Annotated in this window: 16 protein-coding genes; 3 read left to right on the top strand and 13 right to left on the bottom strand. The window is 62.2% G+C overall.

The genetic code is table 11. The annotated features are described in order from the left end of the window. Window positions 1–8 precede the first annotated feature (8 nt). The 4 genes from BM194_RS14730 to BM194_RS14715 form a co-directional block, all read right to left on the bottom strand. On the bottom strand, window positions 9–3962 hold the full coding sequence (locus tag BM194_RS14730; protein ID WP_092848210.1) for a hybrid sensor histidine kinase/response regulator: 3954 nt from the start codon (window positions 3960–3962) through the stop codon (window positions 9–11). Between the two features lie 79 nt (window positions 3963–4041). Further along, window positions 4042–4557, bottom strand: coding sequence for a hypothetical protein (locus BM194_RS14725; RefSeq protein WP_092848354.1), 516 nt, complete (start codon window positions 4555–4557; stop codon window positions 4042–4044). Between the two features lie 93 nt (window positions 4558–4650). Then, window positions 4651–6432, bottom strand: a complete 1782-nt coding sequence (locus BM194_RS14720; protein ID WP_092848207.1) for a sodium:solute symporter family protein — start codon at window positions 6430–6432, stop codon at window positions 4651–4653. A gap of 6 nt (window positions 6433–6438) precedes the next feature. Continuing rightward, window positions 6439–6699 carry a DUF4212 domain-containing protein gene (locus BM194_RS14715; protein ID WP_092848204.1) on the bottom strand — a complete coding sequence of 87 codons (261 nt, stop codon included), beginning with the start codon at window positions 6697–6699 and terminating at the stop codon, window positions 6439–6441. Between the two features lie 734 nt (window positions 6700–7433). On the opposite strand from BM194_RS14715, the gene BM194_RS14710 reads away from it, so the two are divergent. From BM194_RS14710 to ttcA, 3 genes are all read left to right on the top strand, one after another. Beyond that, window positions 7434–9254, top strand: a complete 1821-nt coding sequence (locus tag BM194_RS14710) for a DUF294 nucleotidyltransferase-like domain-containing protein (RefSeq protein WP_092848352.1) — start codon at window positions 7434–7436, stop codon at window positions 9252–9254. A 68-nt stretch (window positions 9255–9322) separates the two neighbouring features. Continuing rightward, window positions 9323–9940: a 3'-5' exonuclease gene (locus tag BM194_RS14705; protein WP_092848201.1), complete on the top strand. Its 618-nt coding sequence runs from the start codon at window positions 9323–9325 to the stop codon at window positions 9938–9940. A 174-nt stretch (window positions 9941–10114) separates the two neighbouring features. Beyond that, a complete protein-coding gene (gene ttcA / locus BM194_RS14700) occupies window positions 10115–10969 on the top strand; it encodes a tRNA 2-thiocytidine(32) synthetase TtcA (RefSeq protein WP_092848199.1) in 855 nt (284 codons plus the stop codon). 104 nt (window positions 10970–11073) lie between these two features. Here ttcA and fnr read toward each other — a convergent pair whose 3' ends face one another. The 9 genes from fnr to BM194_RS14655 form a co-directional block, all read right to left on the bottom strand. Further along, window positions 11074–11817, bottom strand: a complete 744-nt coding sequence (gene fnr, locus BM194_RS14695; protein WP_092848350.1) for a fumarate/nitrate reduction transcriptional regulator Fnr — start codon at window positions 11815–11817, stop codon at window positions 11074–11076. A gap of 94 nt (window positions 11818–11911) precedes the next feature. Beyond that, complete coding sequence (gene hemN / locus BM194_RS14690; RefSeq protein ID WP_092848196.1) at window positions 11912–13324, bottom strand: oxygen-independent coproporphyrinogen III oxidase; 1413 nt, start codon at window positions 13322–13324, stop codon at window positions 11912–11914. Window positions 13325–13394: 70 nt separating this feature from the next. Next, the gene (locus BM194_RS14685) at window positions 13395–14126 is read right to left on the bottom strand and encodes a sulfite exporter TauE/SafE family protein (protein WP_092848194.1); all 732 of its coding nucleotides are present in this window, start codon (window positions 14124–14126) and stop codon (window positions 13395–13397) included. After that, the gene (gene ccoS / locus BM194_RS14680) at window positions 14126–14383 is read right to left on the bottom strand and encodes a cbb3-type cytochrome oxidase assembly protein CcoS (protein ID WP_092848191.1); all 258 of its coding nucleotides are present in this window, start codon (window positions 14381–14383) and stop codon (window positions 14126–14128) included. Before ccoS ends, BM194_RS14685 begins: the two co-directional genes overlap by 1 nt. After that, window positions 14380–16860, bottom strand: coding sequence for a heavy metal translocating P-type ATPase (locus tag BM194_RS14675; protein WP_092848188.1), 2481 nt, complete (start codon window positions 16858–16860; stop codon window positions 14380–14382). The genes ccoS and BM194_RS14675 overlap by 4 nt, the downstream gene beginning before the upstream one ends. Beyond that, the gene (locus tag BM194_RS14670) at window positions 16857–17363 is read right to left on the bottom strand and encodes a FixH family protein (RefSeq protein ID WP_092848185.1); all 507 of its coding nucleotides are present in this window, start codon (window positions 17361–17363) and stop codon (window positions 16857–16859) included. Before BM194_RS14670 ends, BM194_RS14675 begins: the two co-directional genes overlap by 4 nt. A 3-nt stretch (window positions 17364–17366) precedes the next feature. Next, the gene (gene ccoG / locus BM194_RS14665; protein WP_092848182.1) at window positions 17367–18803 is read right to left on the bottom strand and encodes a cytochrome c oxidase accessory protein CcoG; all 1437 of its coding nucleotides are present in this window, start codon (window positions 18801–18803) and stop codon (window positions 17367–17369) included. Between the two features lie 142 nt (window positions 18804–18945). Further along, window positions 18946–19869 carry a cytochrome-c oxidase, cbb3-type subunit III gene (ccoP, locus tag BM194_RS14660; protein WP_092848179.1) on the bottom strand — a complete coding sequence of 308 codons (924 nt, stop codon included), beginning with the start codon at window positions 19867–19869 and terminating at the stop codon, window positions 18946–18948. Then, entirely contained in the window at window positions 19866–20084 is a 219-nt protein-coding gene (locus tag BM194_RS14655) for a cbb3-type cytochrome oxidase subunit 3 (protein ID WP_092848177.1), read from the bottom strand. The genes ccoP and BM194_RS14655 overlap by 4 nt, the downstream gene beginning before the upstream one ends. Window positions 20085–20087: the final 3 nt, after the last annotated feature.

Genomic DNA, 20087 nt, shown 5'->3' with positions numbered 1-20087 from the left:
GACGCAGGTCAGGACGTCTGGCGGGCAGCGCGGTTGGCCTGCAGGGTGCGGGTCAGCAGGGCGCGCAGGGCCGCCGGACGTACCGGCTTGAGCAGCAACTGGTAACCGGCGCGCTTGATCTCCTCGGCGACCTCGTCGGTGCGATCGGCGGTGATCACGATGCCGGGTACCGGGCCGTGACAGCGTTCGGCCAGGGCTTCCAGCGCCATCAGACCGGTCACCTCGTTGTCGAGGTGATAGTCGGCGAGAATGGCATCAGGGTCCGTGTCGAGGTGACGCAGGATCGACTTGGCACCGCCAATCGACGTGGCGGTGAATACTTCGCAGCCCCAGCCGGTGAGCATGGCCTTCATGCCCTCGAGAATCAGCGTCTCGTTGTCGATGCAGATCACGCGAGAGCCGGCCAGCTTGTTGCCGGCGCGTCGCGCCGGCACATCCTCTGCTGTCTTGTCGCTGGCGCGTGCCGCCACCACCGGCACCGATACCGAAAATACCGTACCGACCCCCTCCCAGGAACGCACCTTGATCGGGTGATCGAGAACCCGGCTCATGCGGTCGGCGATCGACAGGCCCAGGCCCAGGCCTTTCTCGCTCTCCTTGTGACGCGAGGCCTGATCCAGGCGGCGGAATTCCTGGAAGATCTCGGTCAGCTTGGACTCGGGAATCCCCGGGCCGGTATCCCACACTTCGATGGACAACCGCTCGCCGCGCCGTCGACAGCCCAGCAGCACGCGCCCATGCTGGGTGTAACGCAAGGCGTTGGACAGGAAGTTCTGGATGATGCGGCGCAGCATCTGGGTGTCGCTATCTACCCATGCCTTGGTGCCGACCACGGTCAGGTCGAGTCCGCGCTCTTCGGCCATCACCTCGAACTCTGCACGCAGCGGGCGGAAGATGTCGCCCAGGGCGAAGTGGCTGCGGCGCGGGGTCAGGGCGCCCGCATCCAGCTTGGAAATATCGAGCAGGGTGCCGAGCAACTCCTCGGCGGCCTGCAGCGAGTTGTCGATATGCCCGATGGTGCGTTTGAGATCCTCGGCATCGACCTGCTGCGACAGCGCCGAGGTGAACAGCCGCGCCGCATTGAGTGGTTGCAGCAGGTCGTGGCTGGCCGCGGCCAGGAAGCGGGTCTTGGAGGTGTTAGCGTCTTCCGCGACCTGCTTGGCCTGGCGCAGGGCCTGCTCGGCCTCGGCGCGTACGCGGTTTTCCTGGCGCAGGGCGGCGTTGGCTTCCGACAGGGCCTGGGTGCGCTCGCGAACGCGCTCCTCGAGGTTTTCGTTGGTTTCCTTGAGGGCGATCTCGGCCAGGCGGCGTTCGGTAATATCCTGATAGAGCGCGAAGAACCCGAGGATGGTGCCGCCATCACCGAAGTGCGGCGTGTAGGTGACCAGCATGTAACGCGTACCGCCGTCGCCATCATCGAGCGAGATCTCGAAGCTGACCCGTTCGCCGCTCAGGGCCAGACGCATCCAGGGAGCGCGGTCCCGGGCGATGGACGGTGACATCACGCTTTCCACACGCTCGCCGATCACTTCGTTGCGGTCGATATTAAAGACCTGCTCGTAGGCACGGTTGGTGAAAAGGTATCGGCAGTCCTTGTCGAAGTAGGCGATCAGCGCCGGCACATTGTCGGTGTAGATGCGGATGTTGTTTTCCGAGCGGATCAGCGCTTCCTCGGTGCGCTTCTGCTGGGTGATGTCCTGGTAGGTGTAGACGAAGCCGCCGCCGGGCATGGGATTGCCCTGGACCTCGAGCACGGTGCCATCCTGACGATAGCGGACGTAGCGGTGCGGCTGGCCCTGGCGAATGTTTTCGACCAGCAGATCGACGTGCTCCTCGGGGTCGCCTGGACCGTACTCGCCATTGTGAGCGTTGTAGCGAAAGATCTTGTCCATCGGCGCGCCGACCCGGATCAGGTGATCGGGGAAACGGAACAGTTCGAGATAGCGCTGGTTCCACACCACCAGGCGCAGGTTCTGGTCGACCACACTGATGCCCTGGTTGATGTTCTCGATGGTTGCCTGCAGCAGGGCGCGGTTGAACTCGAGCACCTGCGAGGCCTCGTCGACGATCGAAATGACATCGGAAATGCCGATGCCGCGGCCCTGCAGCGCCGAGTTGACGACGATGCGCGCCGACGAGGCGCCCAGCACCGAGGCCAGAAAACGCTCGGTGAACTGGATGACGTCGATCGAGGCGCGGGTGTTGTACTCCAAGGGTTGGCCGCTGCGCCGGGCATAGTCGTCGAAGGCGCGCTGCACCTGGCCGGCGCCGAGGAAGCGCTCGCACAGCACCTTGAGGTCGCCCACCGTGGTGGCACCGGTCCATGGCCGGTTGACCGAGGTCTGGCGGGTCTCGACGCTATCGACGAACAGCGATGCCTGAATGCGCTCGACCACGCGCTGCGGTGTGACCTGCGAGACGAAGATGTAGCAGAACAGATTAAGGCCCAGCGACAGCATCACCCCGTGAGTAAAGGGGTCGCCGAAGTGCAGGCCGAACAGGTTGGTCGGTGCCAGCCAGGCGATGCCGAACGGGCCGCCGGCCATCCACTCGCCCGAGACCACGCCGGCCTTGGCCAGGGTCGGCAGCAGCAGGGCATACGCCCATATCGCGAAACCCACATTCATGCCGGCGATGACACCGAGACGGTTGCCGCGCTTCCAGTACAGTCCGCCCAGCAGGGCGGGTGCGAACTGGGCGGCGGCGGCGAACGACAGCATGCCGGTGGAGGCCAGCGAACTGAACTCGGCGGTCAGTTTGTAGAAGCCGTAGGCCAGGGCCAGGATCACTACGATCGTCACGCGCCGTGCACGCAGCACCAGGCGGCCATAGTCGCGTGCCTTGGTGTCGAACCAGCGCATGCGGAACAGCAGCGGGATGACGATCTCGTTGGAGATCATGATCGATACCGCGACAGCCGCGACGATCACCATGCCGGTGGCAGCGGAAAACCCACCGATGAAGGTCAGCAGGGTCAACAGGTCGTTGCCGGCAGCCATGGGCAGGGCCAGCACGAAGGTGTCCGGCTCCACGCTGCCATGCGGGAACAGGGTCAGTCCGGCAGCGGCGATGGGCAACACGAAGAAGCCAAACACCACCAGGTAGAGCGGGAACAGCCAGCGCGCCCGGGCGGCATCGTCGGGGTGGGTGTTCTCGACCACCGTGACATGGAACTGGCGCGGCAGGCAGAAGACGGCCAGCATCGCCAGCAACGTCTGCGCCCAGAAGCTCTGGCCGAAATCCTGCTCCGCCAGCTGGCGCTGCAGTTCGAGATAGTTGTCGGCGCGTCCCAGCAGGTCGCCCAGGCCATTGAACATGCCCCAGGTGACGTAGGCCCCCAGGATCACGAACACCACCAGCTTGACCAGCGATTCGAAGGCGATGGCGTGCACCAGGCCTTCATGGTGCTCGGTCGCATCGGTGTGCCGGGTACCGAACAGAATGGCGAACACGGCCATGACCGCGGCAACGTAGAACGCGGTATCGGCGAACAGCGGTGCGCGGGTCATGTCGGAGGAGGCCGTCAGCACCATGAAGGCGGCCGAGACGGCCTTCAACTGCAGGGCGATGTAGGGCAGGGTGCCGATCAACGCCACCATGCTGGCGAACGCCGCCAGCGACTGGGTCTTGCCGTAGCGCGAGGCAATGAAGTCGGCGATCGATGTCACGTTCTGGCGCTTGGCGACACGGATCATCTTGGCCAGGATCGGCCAGAAGAGCAGAAAGGTCAGCAGCGGGCCGACGAAGATACTAGCGAACGACCAGCCCGAGGTCGCTGCCTGGCCCACCGCACCGTAGAACGTCCACGAGGTGCAGTAGATCGCCAGGGCCAGGCTGTAGATTACCGGCCGACGCTGCACGGCGCCGTGCAGCTTGGCACGCCGATCGCCGCGCCAGGCGATGAAGAACAGAATGGCGATGTAACACAGCGAGACGGCAATCAGCAGCCAGCCAGCAAACATGAGCGTTCCCCCTTGGTCTGCCGCCATTCTAGGGGAATGCGAAGAGCGAGGGCAGCCACACCTCGCCCATCAGCGATGATCACGCGTTGGGGCAGACTGCCTGAAACAATGGCGTCGAGCCTTCGACGTGGCGCAACTCCGCATAACGGGGCTCACGGTTGTCCCCCGAGAGCGGCACCATTTCCCGAGCGTCGCAATTCAGTAGATAGGTCTGATGAGAGACCATGTCGGTATGCTGGCGCTCGAAGCGGTACAGGATGAACTCGACCAGGCGGTCTTCACCGGCTTCCTGCGTGACGAGATTGCTCTGGTCGAGGACGGTGAAGCCGGTGGTCAGTGGCACGATATAGGTCCAGGGGCGCCAGAACATCCGGTCGGTCTCAGTGGATACCACTTCGGCCGAGGCCGGCAACTGCGCTTGCTTGTAGTCGAACCATGCATACTCGTAATGAATCTGATAGCCGATCATCCCCAGGCCGCCCAGTGCCGGAACGATCCAGCGGGGTAGGCGCTTGCCACTGAGCTGGCGCAGGATCAAGCCGACCCCAGCGGCCCCGAGGCCGGCAAACACTGCCGCAACCAATTGCCAAAGCATATTCAACCCTTCTAACGACATCGGGCTTCCCGTAGGGAAGCCCGATAGGTGTGTCCCGTGACCCGGACCCGCCGGGCCGCAGGCTATTATGGCTTAGTGGTCGATGGCACCACCAGCACCCTTGGGATAACGCACGCTTTCCACCAGATCCTGGATTTCCTGCGGCGGTGCTTCGCTCGCCTTGGAGACGGTGAAGGCCACAGCGAAGTTGATCATGGCGCCCACCGCACCGATGGAGAGCGGAGAAATGCCCAGGACCCAGTTGTCCGGGGTATCCGGCAGGTTGTTGGTGCCCGGAATGAAGAACCAGCCCTTGTAGACGAAGATGTAGACAAGGGTGAAGATCAGGCCGGCGAGCATGCCGCTGATGGCCCCCTTGTTGTTCACCTTCTTGGAGAAGATCCCCATCATCAGTACCGGGAACAGCGACGCGGCGGCGATACCGAAGGCCAGTGCCACGACCTGGGCCGCGAACCCGGGCGGGTTGGCACCGAGATAGGTGGCCACGACGATGGCGACGGACATCGATATCCGCGCGGCCAAGAGTTCGCCTTTTTCGGAGATCCCGGGGTTGATCGCCCCCTTGATCAGGTCATGACTGATGGCCGAGGAGATCGCTAGCAGCAGGCCGGCCGCCGTGGACAGGGCCGCAGCCAAGCCGCCCGCGGCAATCAGGCCGATGACCCAGCCGGGCAGGTTGGCAATTTCCGGGTTGGCCAGCACCAGAATGTCATTGTTGACCTCCAACTCGTTACCCTGCCAGCCGCGTTCGGCAAAGTCGGCAGATGGATTGAAGAACTGGATGTTGCCGTCGTTGTTCTTGTCCTCGAAGGTGATCAGGCCGGTTTCTTCCCAGGTACGGATCCATTCGGGACGGTTTTCGTAGGCGATGGGGTTGGTGGCAGCTTCCTCGTAGTTCTCGACCTGACCCGCCATGTCCGGATAGATGGTGGTCATCAGGTTCAAGCGTGCCATGGAAGCCACGGCCGGGGCCGTCAGGTAGAGCAGGCCGATGAACACCAGCGCCCAACCGGCAGACCAACGTGCGTCGGCGACCTTGGGGACGGTGAAGAAGCGCATGATGACGTGCGGCAGGCCGGCGGTACCGATCATCAGCGACAGGGTGAACAGCACCATGTTGAGCTGATTGTCCACCATTGCCGTGTAGGCATTGAAGCCCAGCGCGGTGACGACTTCATTGAGCTTGGCCAGCAGTGGCTCGCCAGACGCGCTATGGTCGGAGAACAGGCCCAGTGCCGGCAGCGGGTTGCCGGTCAGCTCGAGTGAGATGAAGATGGCGGGAATGGTATAGGCAATGATCAGCACGATGTACTGGGCGACCTGGGTATAGGTAATGCCTTTCATGCCGCCCAGTACCGAGTAGAAGAACACCACCACGGCGGCAATGATCAGGCCGGTGGTCGCATCGACTTCCAGGAAGCGCGAGAAGGCCACGCCAGCACCGGCCATCTGGCCGATGACGTAGGTCACGGACGCCACGATCAGGCAGACGACGGCCACCATGCGTGCCGTTTTGCTGTAGAAGCGGTCACCGATGAACTCCGGCACCGTGAACTTGCCGAACTTGCGCAGGTAGGGAGCCAGCAGCATGGCCAGCAGGACATAGCCGCCTGTCCAGCCCATCAGAAAGGTGGAGTTGGCGTAGCCGCCTGCGGCGATCAGACCCGCCATGGAAATGAACGAGGCCGCGGACATCCAGTCGGCCCCGATGGCCATGCCGTTGGTGACGGGGTGGACCCCACCGCCGGCAACATAGAAGTCCTTGGTCGAGCCGGCCTTGGCCCAGATGGCAATGCCGATATACAGGGCAAAGGAAGCGCCGACGAAGAGAACGTTAATCGCGAATTGACTCATGCTGGCTTACTCCCCGAGCCCGAATTGCTTGTCCAGCCGGTTCATCTTCCAGGCATAGAAGAAGATCAGGCCAATGAAGGTCAGGATGGAGCCTTGCTGTGCGAACCAGAATCCCAGGTCGGTACCGCCAACGGGGATGCCCGACAGCAATGGACGCAGCAGGATGGCAAAGCCGTATGACACCAGTGCCCAGACAATCAGGCATCCGGTTATCAGACGTACATTGGCCTTCCAGTAAGCTTCGGCATTGGATTTGTCTTCTGCCATGATATTGCTCCGCTTGTTTATAAGAAGGTATTGCTCGAAAGAGGTAGCATGTCGTGCAGGTTACCTGTCTTCGGTCCAGCTATTTTTATCGAACCATTGTGTGCCAGGTCGGCGTCATTTTGGTGACAAGTCTGGCTGAAAAAGTCTCCCTGCCTGCATTTTTAAATCGCGACTAAAGTCGCTGTAACACCGCATGAGTTATCCATTTCGTTTCGGTTTATCACGTGGTGTTGCCTTATATGGCTCGTAGGCAATATTGGTCAACAACCGGAAAAAATTAAATCCCATACTTTGGTCTTATGAAAGAAAGGTAATGTAGTCGGTTATTTGATTTTGTGTTTTAAATCATTGGCTTGTATTTTTCAATGGCTTCGTTGTAAGAAAGGTGAGGTTTGGGATAGGACGATGGTATAGGCATTCAAGGGTAGGACAATGGTCTAATGACACACGCCCTAGAACATTGGTCTATGTTCAATTGAAAGAAGCGGGGCTGGTATCCTAGCTTGGTTATTAAAAATGACAGGCAAGAGTCCTGCGATGTCACTCCAACGCCGATGCTCTTGTCTTTGGTCGATCGAGGCCTTGACTAAAGTATCAGGTCGACAAGGAAGTCCGAGCTTTCACGTTGCGTTTCGAAGCAACCTCCGTATCGATGAAGGCCAGCGCGGCAAGATTAATGGCTCGCCTGCTCATGATTGTCAGCGGGATGAAGCCGTCATGACGAGGGCCATATGATGGTCGACATCGATCTTTCACAAGCACCCTTCTCGCTGCTCGACGAGGCAGGCAAGTCACGGGTGACGAATGGTGTGGACATGGCCTACTTCGATACCGGGGAGGTCATTCTGGATGCCGGACAGTCCGGCGAGTACATGTACATCATTCACAAGGGGGAAGTCGCGGAACTGGATACAACATTGCCCGATGCTCGGGCTCGAATCGGCCATTACACGGCCGGCGACGTGTTCGGGGCCATCAGCATTCTCAACGGCAAGAGCCGCTATCGCTTCAAGACCGAGCAGGAAACGCTCTGCTATCTACTGCCCAAGGTCATTTTCGAGCAGCTGTGCGACGCCTATCCGACCTTCGGGGACTTTTTCCGCGAGAGTCTGGCCAACAAGGCGCGCCTTCTCGTCGAGCGCAGGGCGTCTGACGGGGTGTCCATGGCCGGCTTCATGCTGGCGCGCGTGGCCGAATGCATGCGCGCCCCCTGCCTTGCCAATGAAGCCACCACCGTGGCTGAAGCGGTTGCCATGCTCAACGACCAGCACGCTGATAGCCTGCTGGTGCAGGCGGTGGGGCAGGTGGGCATCGTGACCAAGACCGATTTGCTCAATGCCTTGATTCTTCAGGGGCACGAGCGAGCAAGCCCGGTGCTGGGCATTGCCCACTTCACCCTGGTCACGGCCAGCCCCGACGACTACCTTTTCCAGGCGTTGGTCAGCATGACCCGGCACGACGTGGCGCGGGTAGTGGTGATGGAGGGCGACCAGGCCATTGGGGTAGTCGAGTTGACCGACGTGCTGAGCTATTTCTCCAGCCGGTCCTATGTCGTGAGCCTGGAAGTCGAGCAGGCAAACGATCTCGAGGCCTTGGCCAGGGCCAGCGCACGCTTGCCCGAGCTGGTCAGGGCGCTGATGTCTCAAGGGGTGAAATTGAATTTCGCCATGGACCTGCTGGCGGCCCTCAATGGTCGCATCATCAGCAAGGCCTTTCAGTTCCTGGTGCCGTCGCAGCAGCAGTCGCAGAGTTGCTTTGTCGTCATGGGCAGCGAGGGGCGTGGCGAGCAGATCCTCAAGACCGACCAGGACAATGCCCTGATCCTTCAGGACGGCGTTGACTGGCCGACGTGCGGCGATGACATGCAGCGCTTGACCGAGACGCTCTATATGTTGGGGTACCCGCCGTGCCCCGGCAACATCATGGTTTCCAACCCCGAATGGGTGAACAGCGAATCGGGGTGGCGACGCACCATTTCGCGCTGGGCCTCGCGCCGGGACGGTGACTCACTGATGAACCTGGCGATCATGCTCGATGCCCATGCCGTGGCCGGTAACGGTCAGCTTCTGGACGGCATTCGCCAGCACCTGTTCGACAGCTGCTCGCATGACGAGATATTCCTTTCGTATTTCGCCAAGATTGCCCTGCGCTTTGCCACGCCGCTGACCCTGTTCGGCACGCTGAAACGTCCGGCTCACGGCATCGATATCAAGAAAGGCGGCATCTTTCCCATCGTGCACGGCGTACGCACGTTGGCACTGGAGTGCCGAACGGCACCAACCTCGACTCTGGCGCGTCTCGATGCTCTCGCTGCACAAGGGCGGCTTGAAAAGGAATTTGCCGCCGATCTCGGCGAAGCCCTGTCGCTATTCGCCGAATTGCGTCTCAAGCAACAACTGGCTCGGCTCGATGGTACCGGCAAGACTGACAGCGATCCCAACCTGGTCGTCGTGCAGTCATTGTCTTCTCTTGAACGCGACCTGTTGCGCGAAGGCCTGCATATCGTCAAGGACTTCCAGCAGCGCCTGTCGCACCGTTTTCATCTCGAATACTGAGGGCTTTCGCCCATGAACCTGACGAGCCGATATCTCAGGGAAGCATCGAAAAGGCAGGAGGCCTATTCATGATTCGATCATTGCGACGGGTAACCGACCGTCGAAAGCAGGCCCATGGCCGCTATGGCTGGCTGTTCAATCCCTATACCGGCGATGAACTGGTCGCCATCGATTGCGAGACGACGGGGCTCGATCCTAAGACAGCCGAGCTGGTATCGATCGCTGCGGTGCGTATCAAGGGCGATCATGTGTTGACCAGCGATGCGCTGGATCTGCGCCTGCAACAACCCGATAGTCTGTCTGGCGACTCGATCCGCATCCACCGCCTGCGCGGCGTAGATCTCGAAGAAGGCGAATCGCTTCAGGCGGCGCTGGAGAAGTTTCTCGATTTCATTGGCAACCGGCCCCTGTTGGGCTGGTGTGTCGACTACGACATCAGTGTCATCAATCGCCATCTGCGGCCCTTGCTCGGCTTCGACCTGCCGAATGTCAGTATCGACATGGCGCAGGTCTACCAGCGCGAATTGCGTCGGATACGCCCACATCTGGAGCCGCATCTCGGTTTCGAGAGCATCGCCAAGGCTCTCGGCGTGCCGGTCATGGGCCGCCATACCGCCCTCGGCGATGCCACTACCACGGCACTCATGTATGTGCGGTTGAACAAGGGGGCTCTGGAGGCAGGCTAGCCAGTCCGCGCGCCGGGGCTTATTGCAGCGTCGCGTCGGGATTGCGGTTGGGAGACGGCTGAGAGTGCGCGCGCCGGTGAGCCGGCGCTAACGCCAGCCGGCGGGGAGACGTCGCAAGTCGACAGTGGCAGTGGTAGCATAGGCGGCCTTCATTTCACTGCGTGTCGTCACATCATGCTGGAACTCACCGGTACACAGAAACGCGAGTTCAACAAGCTCCAGAAGCGCCTGCGTCGCCAGGTCGGCAATGCGATCATCGATTACGGAATGATCGAGCATGGCGACAAGGTCATGGTCTGTCTGTCCGGTGGCAAGGACTCCTATACCATGCTGGAGATTCTGCGCAATCTTCAGCGCAATGCACCGGTCGATTTCGAGCTGGTGGCGGTCAATCTTGACCAGAAACAGCCCGGTTTTCCCGAGCATGTCCTGCCGGAGTATCTCGAGAGTATCGGCGTGCCCTACCATATTCTCGAGCGCGACACGTATTCCGTGGTCAAGGAAAAGACGCCGGAAGGCAAGACGACCTGTGCGCTCTGCTCGCGCCTGCGCCGCGGCTCTCTCTATGGCTTCGCCGAGGAGATTGGCGCGACCAAGGTGGCCCTCGGTCATCATCGCGAAGACATTCTCGAGACGCTGTTTCTCAACATGTTCTATGGTGGCACGCTCAAGGCCATGCCGCCCAAGCTGCTCTCGGACGATGGCAAGAACATCGTCATCCGGCCGTTGGCCTATTGCAAGGAAGCCGATATCGCCGAATTCGCGCAGCTGATGGAGTTTCCGATCATCCCCTGCAACCTGTGCGGGTCGCAGCCCAACCTGCAGCGCCAGGTGGTCAAGGAGATGCTTGCGGACTGGGAAAGGAAACATCCGGGACGCCTCGAGACGATGTTCAAGGCGGTCACCAACGTGGCTCCCTCGCAGCTCGCCGACCGCGACCTGTTCGATTTCCAGGGGCTCGAGGCCAAGCGCGATACGCTGCAGGCCAATCGCATCGATGCCTTCGACCTGCTGGCCCGAGAAGCCTGAGCCCGGAAGAAGGCTGCACCTTAGAAGCGAAGCGGTATCCATGACACATCGCCCCGGCCATATGGCTGGGGCGATGTGTATTCGTTATGCCGTTTCTATGGGGCTCAGCGGCAGCCTTCGCCTTCGGCGACCGACTCCAGCGTTGCCAGGTCGAGGATATGCACTTCGCGTCCCTGCACGGCGACCAGCTTCTGCTGCTGGAAACGGCTTAGGATGCGGCTGACTGTCTCCAGCGCCAGGCCGAGGTAGTTACCGATGTCGGCACGGGCCATCGACAGGCGGAAGCTGTATGGGGAGTAGCCGCGGCGGCGAAACCGGTTGGAGAGGTTGACCAGGAAGCTGGCCAGACGCTCATCGGCGGTCTTTCGCGACAGCAGGCGCAGCATGCGACGGTCGTCACGCAACTCCTTGCTCATGCTGCGGTAGAGTTGGTTGCGTAACTCGGGCAGGCTCTCCGAGAGCTTGTCGAGGCGGTCAAAGGGGATTTCGCAGACAGTCGTGGTCTCGAGCGCAACGATGCTGCCCGGATAGGTCTGTTCGTCGATACCGTCGAGACCGACCAGCTCGCTGGGCAGGTAGAAGTTGGTCAGTTGCTCCTCGCCGTCGCCCTCGCTGGTCAACTGCTTGAGACTGCCCGAGCGCACGGCAAACACGCTGGTGAACGGATCGTCCTGGCGCAGCAGATGCTCGCCTTTCTTGAGAGGCGGGCGGCGGTGAATGATTGCATCGAAGCTGTCGATATCGTCCAGTTCCAGCGCCAGGGGCAGGCACAACGAACTCAGGCTGCAGGTCTGGCAACGCGCTTCCTGCAACCGTGGTCGATGCGTCGGAAGAACTTGGCTGGCCATGCGGGTCTCCTCGCCATCGGCAATCACCTTATTATGGCAGACCCGGTCCCTGTCGATAAATACGCGTTCCATTCCGTTAACTCTTGTCGGTTTTTTAGAGGATGCGTGAAAAGTGTGCATCGCTATCGGGCAGGCGAGCATCGAAAGCCATGGCTAGGTGGCGAACCAGCAAACGCCCCAGATGACTCACTACGAGTCGATTGCCCTGACGCGTCACCAGTCCGTCGCGTTCCGGCTGCTCCAGGCGGGCCAGTGAAGCCGCGAAGTAGTCAGGTGCATCAATGCCAAACGCATCGCTGACGCTGTCCAGGTCAAGTGCAAGATCGCACATCAGCCGGTGGATCACATGACGGCGCACCTGATCGCCAAATGTCAGCCGGATACCGCGTTGCGTGGCCAGGCGGCCGGAGTCGATTGCGGCCTCGTAATCGGCAAGCCCGGCGGGGTTCTGGGCGTAGCAGTCATCGACCTGGCTGATCGCCGAGACGCCTAGCCCGATCAGGTCGCAGTCGCCGTGCGTGGTGTAGCCCTGAAAGTTGCGATGCAGCGTACCTTCGCGCTGGGCGATGGCCAGGCTGTCGTCCGGCCTGGCGAAATGGTCGAGTCCGATATGTACGTAACCGGCATCGCTGAGCATCTGCATCGTGGTCGTCAGAATGGCGATCTTTTCCTGGCCATCGGGCAGGTCGGCAGCGTCGATACGGCGTTGTGGCTTGAAGCGTTCGGGCAGGTGCGCATAGTTGAAGATCGACAGGCGGGCCGGGGCCAGTTCGATAATCTGACTCAGTGTGGCCGCGAAGCTGTCCCGTGTCTGATGGGGCAGGCCAACGATCAGGTCCATGTTCAGCGAGGTAAAGCCCAGCCGACTGGCCTCGTCGACCAGGATTTCGGTCAGCGCTCGTGGCTGGATTCGGTTGACGGAGCGCTGGACCTGCGGGTCGAGATCCTGCACGCCGAGACTCAGGCGGTTGAAGCCTAGCGTCTGCAGGTGGCGCAGCGTCAGGACGTCGGCCTCGCGCGGGTCGATCTCGATGGCGTAGTCGCGTCCCGGGGTGTCGGACAGGCCGAAGCGAGCATGCAGTTGGTCGATCAGTTCGCTCATTTGCCTCAGGGTCAGGAATGTCGGCGTACCACCACCCCAGTGCAACTGCTCGACGGGGCGCGCTGTGTCCAGGTGCTGGGTCACCAGGCGCATCTCTGCATCCAGACGCGCCAGATATGGCGCGGCCAGGCGCGTATCCTTGGTCGCTATCTTGTTGCAGCCGCAATAGAAGCAGATCTTGCGGCAGAAAGGCACATGCACATAGAGCGACAGGGGGCGCGCCTGGCCGTTGCTGCGCGTCAGGGCATCGAGATACTGCGCGGGGCCAAACGCCGCCGAGAAGTCGGGTGCGGTGGGGTAGGATGTATAGCGCGGACCACTGTGCGAGTAACGCGCGATGAGCGAGCCGTCCCACTCGGACGGCAGCCCCTCCGACGTGCAGGAGGGACAGGGAACAGCGGGCATTGGCGGATCTCGTGCCGATGAGGATGGCTACGATGGTACGCCTTGCGCGCCCCCCGCCTTGTGATCCAGATCAATGCGCATGCGAATGAGGCGCCGAGGCTGGCATGTCATGTGCCCCTGGCCAGAGCTGCCAGAGTTGCCACACCGCGAAGGCGATGATCAGCACGGCGGCCAGGCGGCGGGTGACGGGGTGACGGATCAGGGCCGACATCTGGCGTGCAGCGACACCCGTGACCAACAGGGCCGGCAGGGTGCCGAGCCCGAAGGCGCCCATCAACGCAGCGCCCCGCCCCGGATCGCCACCCGCCAGGCTCCAGGCCAGCATCGAATAGACCAGTCCGCAGGGCAGCCAGCCCCATACGGCACCAAGGGCGATAGCCTGGGGTAGTTTGACGACGGGCATCAGGCCCCGGCCGATCGGCTCGAGGTGGCGCCAGAGCCGGCGCCCCAGTGTCTCGACATAAGTCAGGCCGCGCCACCAGTTGGCCAGGTACAGGGCCATCAGGATCAGCATCACTGCAGCAAGCACCTGCAGGGCCAGGCGCAGCGAGCTATTGGCGCTGCCTAGCAACGTGCCCAGGCTGGCGGCCAGGGCCCCAGCGAGCATGTAACTGGCGATGCGTCCCAGATTGTAGCCGAGCAGCAGGCCGCCCAGGCGGGCCGGATTGCGCATGCTGGGTGGCACGGCGAAGGTCAGGGCGCTCATGATTCCGCCGCACATGCCGATGCAGTGGGCGCCACCCAGCAGGCCGAAGACAAATGCCGCTAGCAGCGGGGGCAGGTCGAGTCCTGTGGGATCCATCAGCGCGACTCGTCGGAAGGCGGGGTGTCCTTGCGTGCGCTACCGTCGGCAGCGGCGTCGGTCGGGCCTCGACGCGCTGCCTGCCGCTGCCGTCGTTGCTCCGGTGTGAGGTCGTTGTCGTCTTCGTCGAAGAGGATGCGATGCGCTGGACCCTCCAGATCATCGAACTGGCCGCTCTTGACCGCCCAGAAGAAGGCCCAGACGGCGAAGCCGAGCAGGATCAGCGACAGCGGTATCAGCAGGTAGAGAATGCTCATGAGGCGTGCAAGGGCATCGGGTTGGGCGTGGGCAGCCGGGATCGGTTGAGGCGCAGGGCATTGCTGATAACGATCAGCGAGCTGGCCGACATGCCCAGCGCCGCCGCCCATGGCGGTACGAGTCCCATGGCCGCCAAGGGTAGGGCGCAAAGGTTGTAGCACAGTGCCCAGCCCAGGTTCTGGCGAATCAGGCGACGGGTCAGGCTGGCCAGTTTCATGGCCTCGACGATACGCCACAGGCGGGGACTCATCAATACGGCATCCGCCCGGGTGCGGGCCAGATCGGTAGCCCCGTTCATGGCCACCGAGACGTCGGCAGCGGCGAGCACTGGTACGTCATTGATGCCATCGCCGATCATGACCACGCGCTCGCCGGCAGCCTGCAGGGCCTGGATGCGAGCCAGCTTGCTTTCCGGAGTGGCTTCGGCGGTCCAGGTCGCGATTCCCACCTCATCGGCCAACGCTTCGACGGCCGCGCTGCCGTCGCCCGAAAGCAGCTCTACCGACAGGCCGGCCTCGTGTAAGGCAGCCACGGTCTCGCGTGCATCTTCACGTAGCACATCATCGAGCTGGAACCAGGCCAGGGCCTCGTCCTGTCCATTGTCCCCGCTGCGTGCCAGCAGCAACCACTGTCCCGTGCTGGCCGGCGGCGCCGGTGGTTCGGCCAGTGCGAAGCCGGGACGACCCAGTCGATACTGCTGTCCATTGATCGTGCCTTCCAGGCCCTGGCCGGTATGGTTGTGGACGTTGCTGGCGCGTAGCGACGGATCGCGCAGGGCATGGAAGGCCCGCGCAATGGGGTGCTCAGAGTGAGCTTCGAGGGCCGCGGCCAGCGTACCTGCCTGGTGGGCATCGAGGGTCTCGGCGAGAACGCGGGTTTCCTTGAGGCTCATGTGGCCTTCGGTCAGGGTGCCGGTCTTGTCGAACACGACCCGTGTGGCCTGTGACAGCCCTTCGATGGCGTGAGCACGGGTGACCAGCACGCCGCGACGGCGCATCTGCCCATGGCAGGCGGTGAGCGCCGTGGGCGTGGCCAGCGCCAAGGCGCAGGGGCAGGTCACGACCAGCACCGACAGCGTGACCCACAGCACCCGCGTCGGGTCGATGAAACTCCAGGCAACGATCACGCCGAGCGTGACGATCAGCAGGCGCAGCACGAAATGGTGAGCCATGCGCGAGGCCTGCTCGGCGATGCGCGGACGGCTGGCGAAGGCACGATCGGTGAGTTCAAGGATGCCGGCGGCGCGGGCATCGCGTCCGGCGCGGGTCACTTCGATCTCGAGTACGCTCTCCACGTTGAGGCTGCCGCCGGTCACACTGTCACCAACCTCTCGGGTCACCGGCAGCGGCTCACCGGTGAGCATCGATTCGTCCAGACTGGAGTGGCCGGCCACGATGACACCGTCGGCGGGTACGCCGTGGCCGGGGCGTACACGTACCCGATCGCCCGGACGCAACTGGTTGGCCGGCAGGACGCGCTCGCTGCCATCGCTCTCGAGACGAATCGCGCTGGGCGGGAGCACGCCGGACAGCGCATTGCCGCTATGCCCGTTGCGGCGACGCGCTCGCATCTCGATGTAGCGACTGAACAGCAGGAAGAAGGTGAACATGGTCACAGAATCGAAATAGACGTCGCCACTGCTACTCAGCACGGCGTAGGCGCTGGCGATATAGGCGCCAAGAATGGCCAGCGAGACCGGCACGTCCATGCCCAGGTGACGGGTGCGCAGGTCGCGAAGCGCATTGCGGAAGAAGGGTAGCGCGGAAAACCCTACCACCGGGGTGGCCAGGGCCAGCGACAGCCAGTGGAAGAGCGACAGGAAGTCATCGCTCATGCCGTCGGGGCCGGCGACATACAGCGGAATGGAGAACATCATGACCTGCATCATCGCCACAGCGGCGACGATCAGGCGGCGGATCGCCTGGCGCTCCTCGTGTTGCAGCTTCTGCTGGGCCTGGTCCGGCTCATAGGGCTGTGACGGGTAGCCGATGGCGGCCAGCTCGGCGAGGATGCGCGATAGCTTGAGGCGGGCCGGGTCCCATGCGACATGCAGACGATGGTGGCTGAGATTGACGGCACTCGATTCCAGTCCTTCCAGCGCGTTGAGCCGATGCTCGATCAGCCAGGCACAGGCGGCGCAGGTGATGCCGTCGACGGCCAGGGTGACCTGACGATGCCCGTCGTCACTGCCAGGGTGAACGAACTCGCGTTGCAGCTCCGGATCGTCGAAGACCGCCCAAGTCTCGGCTCGCTGGGTGTCGCGATCGGTGGGCCGCTCGGGCAGCTCGGTGCGAAACCGGTAATAGCTTCCCAGGCCGCCCTCGACGATGGCATGGGCCACCGCCTCGCACCCCGGGCAACACAGTGGGTGGGTGCGATCGTCGATGTCGATTCGCCAGGGGGCGCCGCGTGGCACCTCGGCTCCGCAGTGATAGCAGCAGGTCACATCATTGGTCGAGACGGTCACCGCGCTCATGGTGTCTGGCTATTGGCTCGCAACGTCAGGGGTGCCTTGCGTGGCAGTTCGATCTCGCCCTGCAGGCGCCAGTCGGGGTCGTCGACCGCCGGCTGGAGGTGTACGTACCAGCGGTACTGCAGGGCGCGTGGCAGCTGGCCGACGTAATGGCCATTACGTACACGCTCGAGCATTACCTGCTGATCGCGATTGCCCTGGGTAGGGAAGATGAGATCGAGGCGTAGCTGCTCGGGTCGAGACTCGCCCTGCAGGTCGACGACCACGTCGCCGGTCAGGTCGTCGATCGTGAGACTGGCCTGCATGTCGAGTTCAGCGGCGTGCTGGTCCTGTTCCAGCACTTGGTTGATGGCCAGGCCGCGCTTGTAATAGTCGTCCTCGACCGTGCCATCGAAGGCGACGATGGAAAACACCAGGAACGTCACGCCCATGACCACGGCCATGCCCAGAATGCCGAGCAGGAACCAGGGCCAGAACTCTTTGTACCAGGGACGCGGGGTCGTCATGCGTTATCTCCGGGCTTGTCCCAGGAAGCGAGCTTCCTTCAACAGGGTGATGTCCGCGTCTTCCAACGCTTCGACACGAATCGAGATCGCTTCGCTGGGAGCACTCAGCGCCTCGGGCGGTACGGCAAGTTGAAGCGGCTGGGTGGCGCTGGAACGCGGCCCGACGGTCACGGTGTCGTCGCCGATCAGGTAGAGGCCTTCCAGCCCCGACGGCACGATGCGGTAGCGATGCGTCTGGTCATCCAGGTTGCGGATCTGCAGGGTGTAGAAATTGGTGATATCACCCTCCTGCGTCAGGCTATAGAGTTGATTGCGATCCCGCTCGATATCCACGTCCAGCGGCAGGCGATCGGTAACGGTCCAGGCAAATAGCCCGATCATGACCAATAGGGCCGCCAGGTAGCCGAGCAGACGCGGTCGCAGGAGGTGCGTCTTGCGGCCTTCAAGAGCGTGTTCGGTCGTGTAGCGGATCAGCCCGCGTGGATAGTTCATCTTGTCCATGACGCTATCGCAGGCATCAATGCAAGCCGCGCAGGTGATGCATTCGTACTGCAGGCCGTTGCGGATGTCGATACCCGTGGGGCAGACCTGTACGCACAGCCCGCAGTCGATGCAGTCGCCGAGCCCTTCGGCACGCGGGTCCGCTGTCCTCTTGCGGGCGCCACGCGGCTCGCCGCGGGCCTGGTCGTAAGATACAACCAGCGTGTCCTTGTCGAACATCACCGACTGGAAACGGGCATACGGACACATGTAGATGCACACCTGCTCGCGTAGCCAGCCGGCATTGAGGTAGGTGAACACGGTGAAGAAGCCGACCCAGAACAGCGCCCAGCCACCCACGTCCAGCGTGGCGAAGTCGGCCACCAGGCCGCGAATCGGGGTGAAATAACCGACGAAGGTCAGGCCGGTGGCAAAGGCGATCAGCAGCCATAACACATGCTTGGCGCCCTTGCGTCGGGCCTTGTCGAAGCTCATGCCCTGCTTGTCGAGTTTCATGCGCTGGTTGCGCGACCCTTCGGTAACATGCTCGACCCAGATGTACAGCCAGGTCCAGACGCTCTGCGGGCAGGTATAGCCACACCATACGCGACCGGCAAAGACGGTAATGAAGAACAGGCCGAAGGCGCAGATGATCAGCAGCCACGACAGTAGCATGAAGTCCTGAGGAAAGAACGTCGCGCCGAAGATATGGAAGGCGCGCGAAGGCAGATCGAACAGCACGGCCTGACGGTCCCCCCAGTAGAGCCAGGGGATACCGAAATATAACGCCATTAATACCCAGTTGGCGCTACGCCGGAGTCGTTGGAAAACTCCCTTTATCTCGCGCACGTAAATGTGCTTGCGGCTGGCGTACATGTCCTGGGATACGCTGCGCTGGGGATCGTGGGTCCCCACGACTGGGTCCGGGGTCACGTCCCGGAGCGGGATCTTGTCCGTCATGAAGCCACCAAAGAGTCACGGTGAGGCAGGCGCCAAGGGGCAGGGAGCGCTTTCTGGGATGCGCTTCTCTTGCTGATGGAATTCTAGCGCTTCGGGGCGAGGGAAAGGACCGGGTGCGACCGCCGGACGCACCCGGGAAAACTCAGTCGGATAGGCTGTAGATATAAGCGGCTACGAGGTGCACCTTGTCCTCGCCGATATAGGCTGCCTGCGCCGGCATGTGGCCGTTACGGCCGTTGCGTAGCGTCTCGAGCACCGACTCCAGCACCGGCTGGCCAGGCTGGCGGTACAGCCAGACATCGTCGGTCAGGTTGGGTGCGCCGATAGCGTGGTTCCCCTTGGCGTCCTGGCCATGGCAGGCCACGCAGGCGGAGGTGAAGATGGCTTCGCCCTGGCTGGCGCGTTCGGCGTCATGTTCGGTACCCGACAGGCTCAGCACATAGTGTGCCACGTTGCGCAGGTTCTCGTCGCCGAGCTGCTGCCAGGCCGGCATCAAGCCATTACGCCCTTCAGCGATGCTGGTCGTGATGGCTTCGGGCGTGCCCCCGTAGAGCCAGTCGTCATCGGTATTGTTGGGAAAGCCGTAGCCGCCCTGGGCATTGGAGCCATGACACACCGCGCAGTTGTTCAGGTAGATGCGTTCGGCCACGCGCATGGCCTCGGCGTCTTGGGCCAGCTCGGGAATCGGGATCTCCTGATACTGGGCAAAGATCGGCGCGTATTGCTCCTGGGCGTAGGCGATCTCCTGCTCCCACTGGTTCTCCTGGGACCAGCCGAACAGCCCCTTGAAATTGCCCAGGCCAGGGTAGAGCAGCAGATAGCCCAGCGAGAAGATGATGGTGCCGATGAACAGCATGAACCACCAGCGCGGCAGCGGATTGTCATATTCGTCGATGCCGTCGGCACTGTGTCCGGTGGTCTCGACCTCGCCATACTCGTTGGGCTGCTTGTCGGTCTTGCGGTTGGCGAACAGGATCCACCAGCAGAACACGATGGTGCCCAGGGTGATGACGATGATCCAGACGCTCCAGAAACTGGAAAGGGAATCACCCCACAAGTTACTCATGAATTCTTGTCTCCCTCATCATGGCGGGACGGTGTCTTTTCTTGTGTTCCGCTGCGGTCACGGGATATCGCCTCGTCGTTCTCATCGGCAAAAGGCAGCCGGCTCGCCTCGTCGAAATCCTTCTTGCGGCGCTTGGAGTACGCCCAGAACACCACGCCGAGAAAGGCGATCATGATCAGCAGGGTGGTAATGCCGCGAAACGTTCCGATATCCATGGT

It is taken from the genome of Modicisalibacter xianhensis, assembly GCF_900113605.1.
Taxonomy (GTDB): Bacteria; Pseudomonadota; Gammaproteobacteria; order Pseudomonadales; family Halomonadaceae; genus Modicisalibacter; species Modicisalibacter xianhensis.
The sequence above is the reverse complement of the archived record's forward strand: the minus strand, read 5'-3'. Positions and strand labels throughout refer to the sequence as shown.

Coding starts and splice junctions, on each gene's coding strand:
- BM194_RS14670 (WP_092848185.1), bottom strand. CDS start 17,363: ATGACGACCCCGCGTCCCTGGTACAAAGAGTTCTGGCCCTGGTTCCTG.
- ccoS (WP_092848191.1), bottom strand. CDS start 14,383: ATGAGCATTCTCTACCTGCTGATACCGCTGTCGCTGATCCTGCTCGGC.
- BM194_RS14655 (WP_092848177.1), bottom strand. CDS start 20,084: ATGGATATCGGAACGTTTCGCGGCATTACCACCCTGCTGATCATGATC.
- fnr (WP_092848350.1), bottom strand. CDS start 11,817: ATGGCCAGCCAAGTTCTTCCGACGCATCGACCACGGTTGCAGGAAGCG.
- ccoG (WP_092848182.1), bottom strand. CDS start 18,803: ATGACGGACAAGATCCCGCTCCGGGACGTGACCCCGGACCCAGTCGTG.
- BM194_RS14710 (WP_092848352.1), top strand. CDS start 7,434: ATGGTCGACATCGATCTTTCACAAGCACCCTTCTCGCTGCTCGACGAG.
- BM194_RS14685 (WP_092848194.1), bottom strand. CDS start 14,126: ATGGATCCCACAGGACTCGACCTGCCCCCGCTGCTAGCGGCATTTGTC.
- BM194_RS14720 (WP_092848207.1), bottom strand. CDS start 6,432: ATGAGTCAATTCGCGATTAACGTTCTCTTCGTCGGCGCTTCCTTTGCC.
- BM194_RS14705 (WP_092848201.1), top strand. CDS start 9,323: ATGATTCGATCATTGCGACGGGTAACCGACCGTCGAAAGCAGGCCCAT.
- ttcA (WP_092848199.1), top strand. CDS start 10,115: ATGCTGGAACTCACCGGTACACAGAAACGCGAGTTCAACAAGCTCCAG.
- BM194_RS14675 (WP_092848188.1), bottom strand. CDS start 16,860: ATGAGCGCGGTGACCGTCTCGACCAATGATGTGACCTGCTGCTATCAC.
- hemN (WP_092848196.1), bottom strand. CDS start 13,324: ATGCCCGCTGTTCCCTGTCCCTCCTGCACGTCGGAGGGGCTGCCGTCC.
- BM194_RS14730 (WP_092848210.1), bottom strand. CDS start 3,962: ATGTTTGCTGGCTGGCTGCTGATTGCCGTCTCGCTGTGTTACATCGCC.
- BM194_RS14725 (WP_092848354.1), bottom strand. CDS start 4,557: ATGCTTTGGCAATTGGTTGCGGCAGTGTTTGCCGGCCTCGGGGCCGCT.
- BM194_RS14715 (WP_092848204.1), bottom strand. CDS start 6,699: ATGGCAGAAGACAAATCCAATGCCGAAGCTTACTGGAAGGCCAATGTA.
- ccoP (WP_092848179.1), bottom strand. CDS start 19,869: ATGAGTAACTTGTGGGGTGATTCCCTTTCCAGTTTCTGGAGCGTCTGG.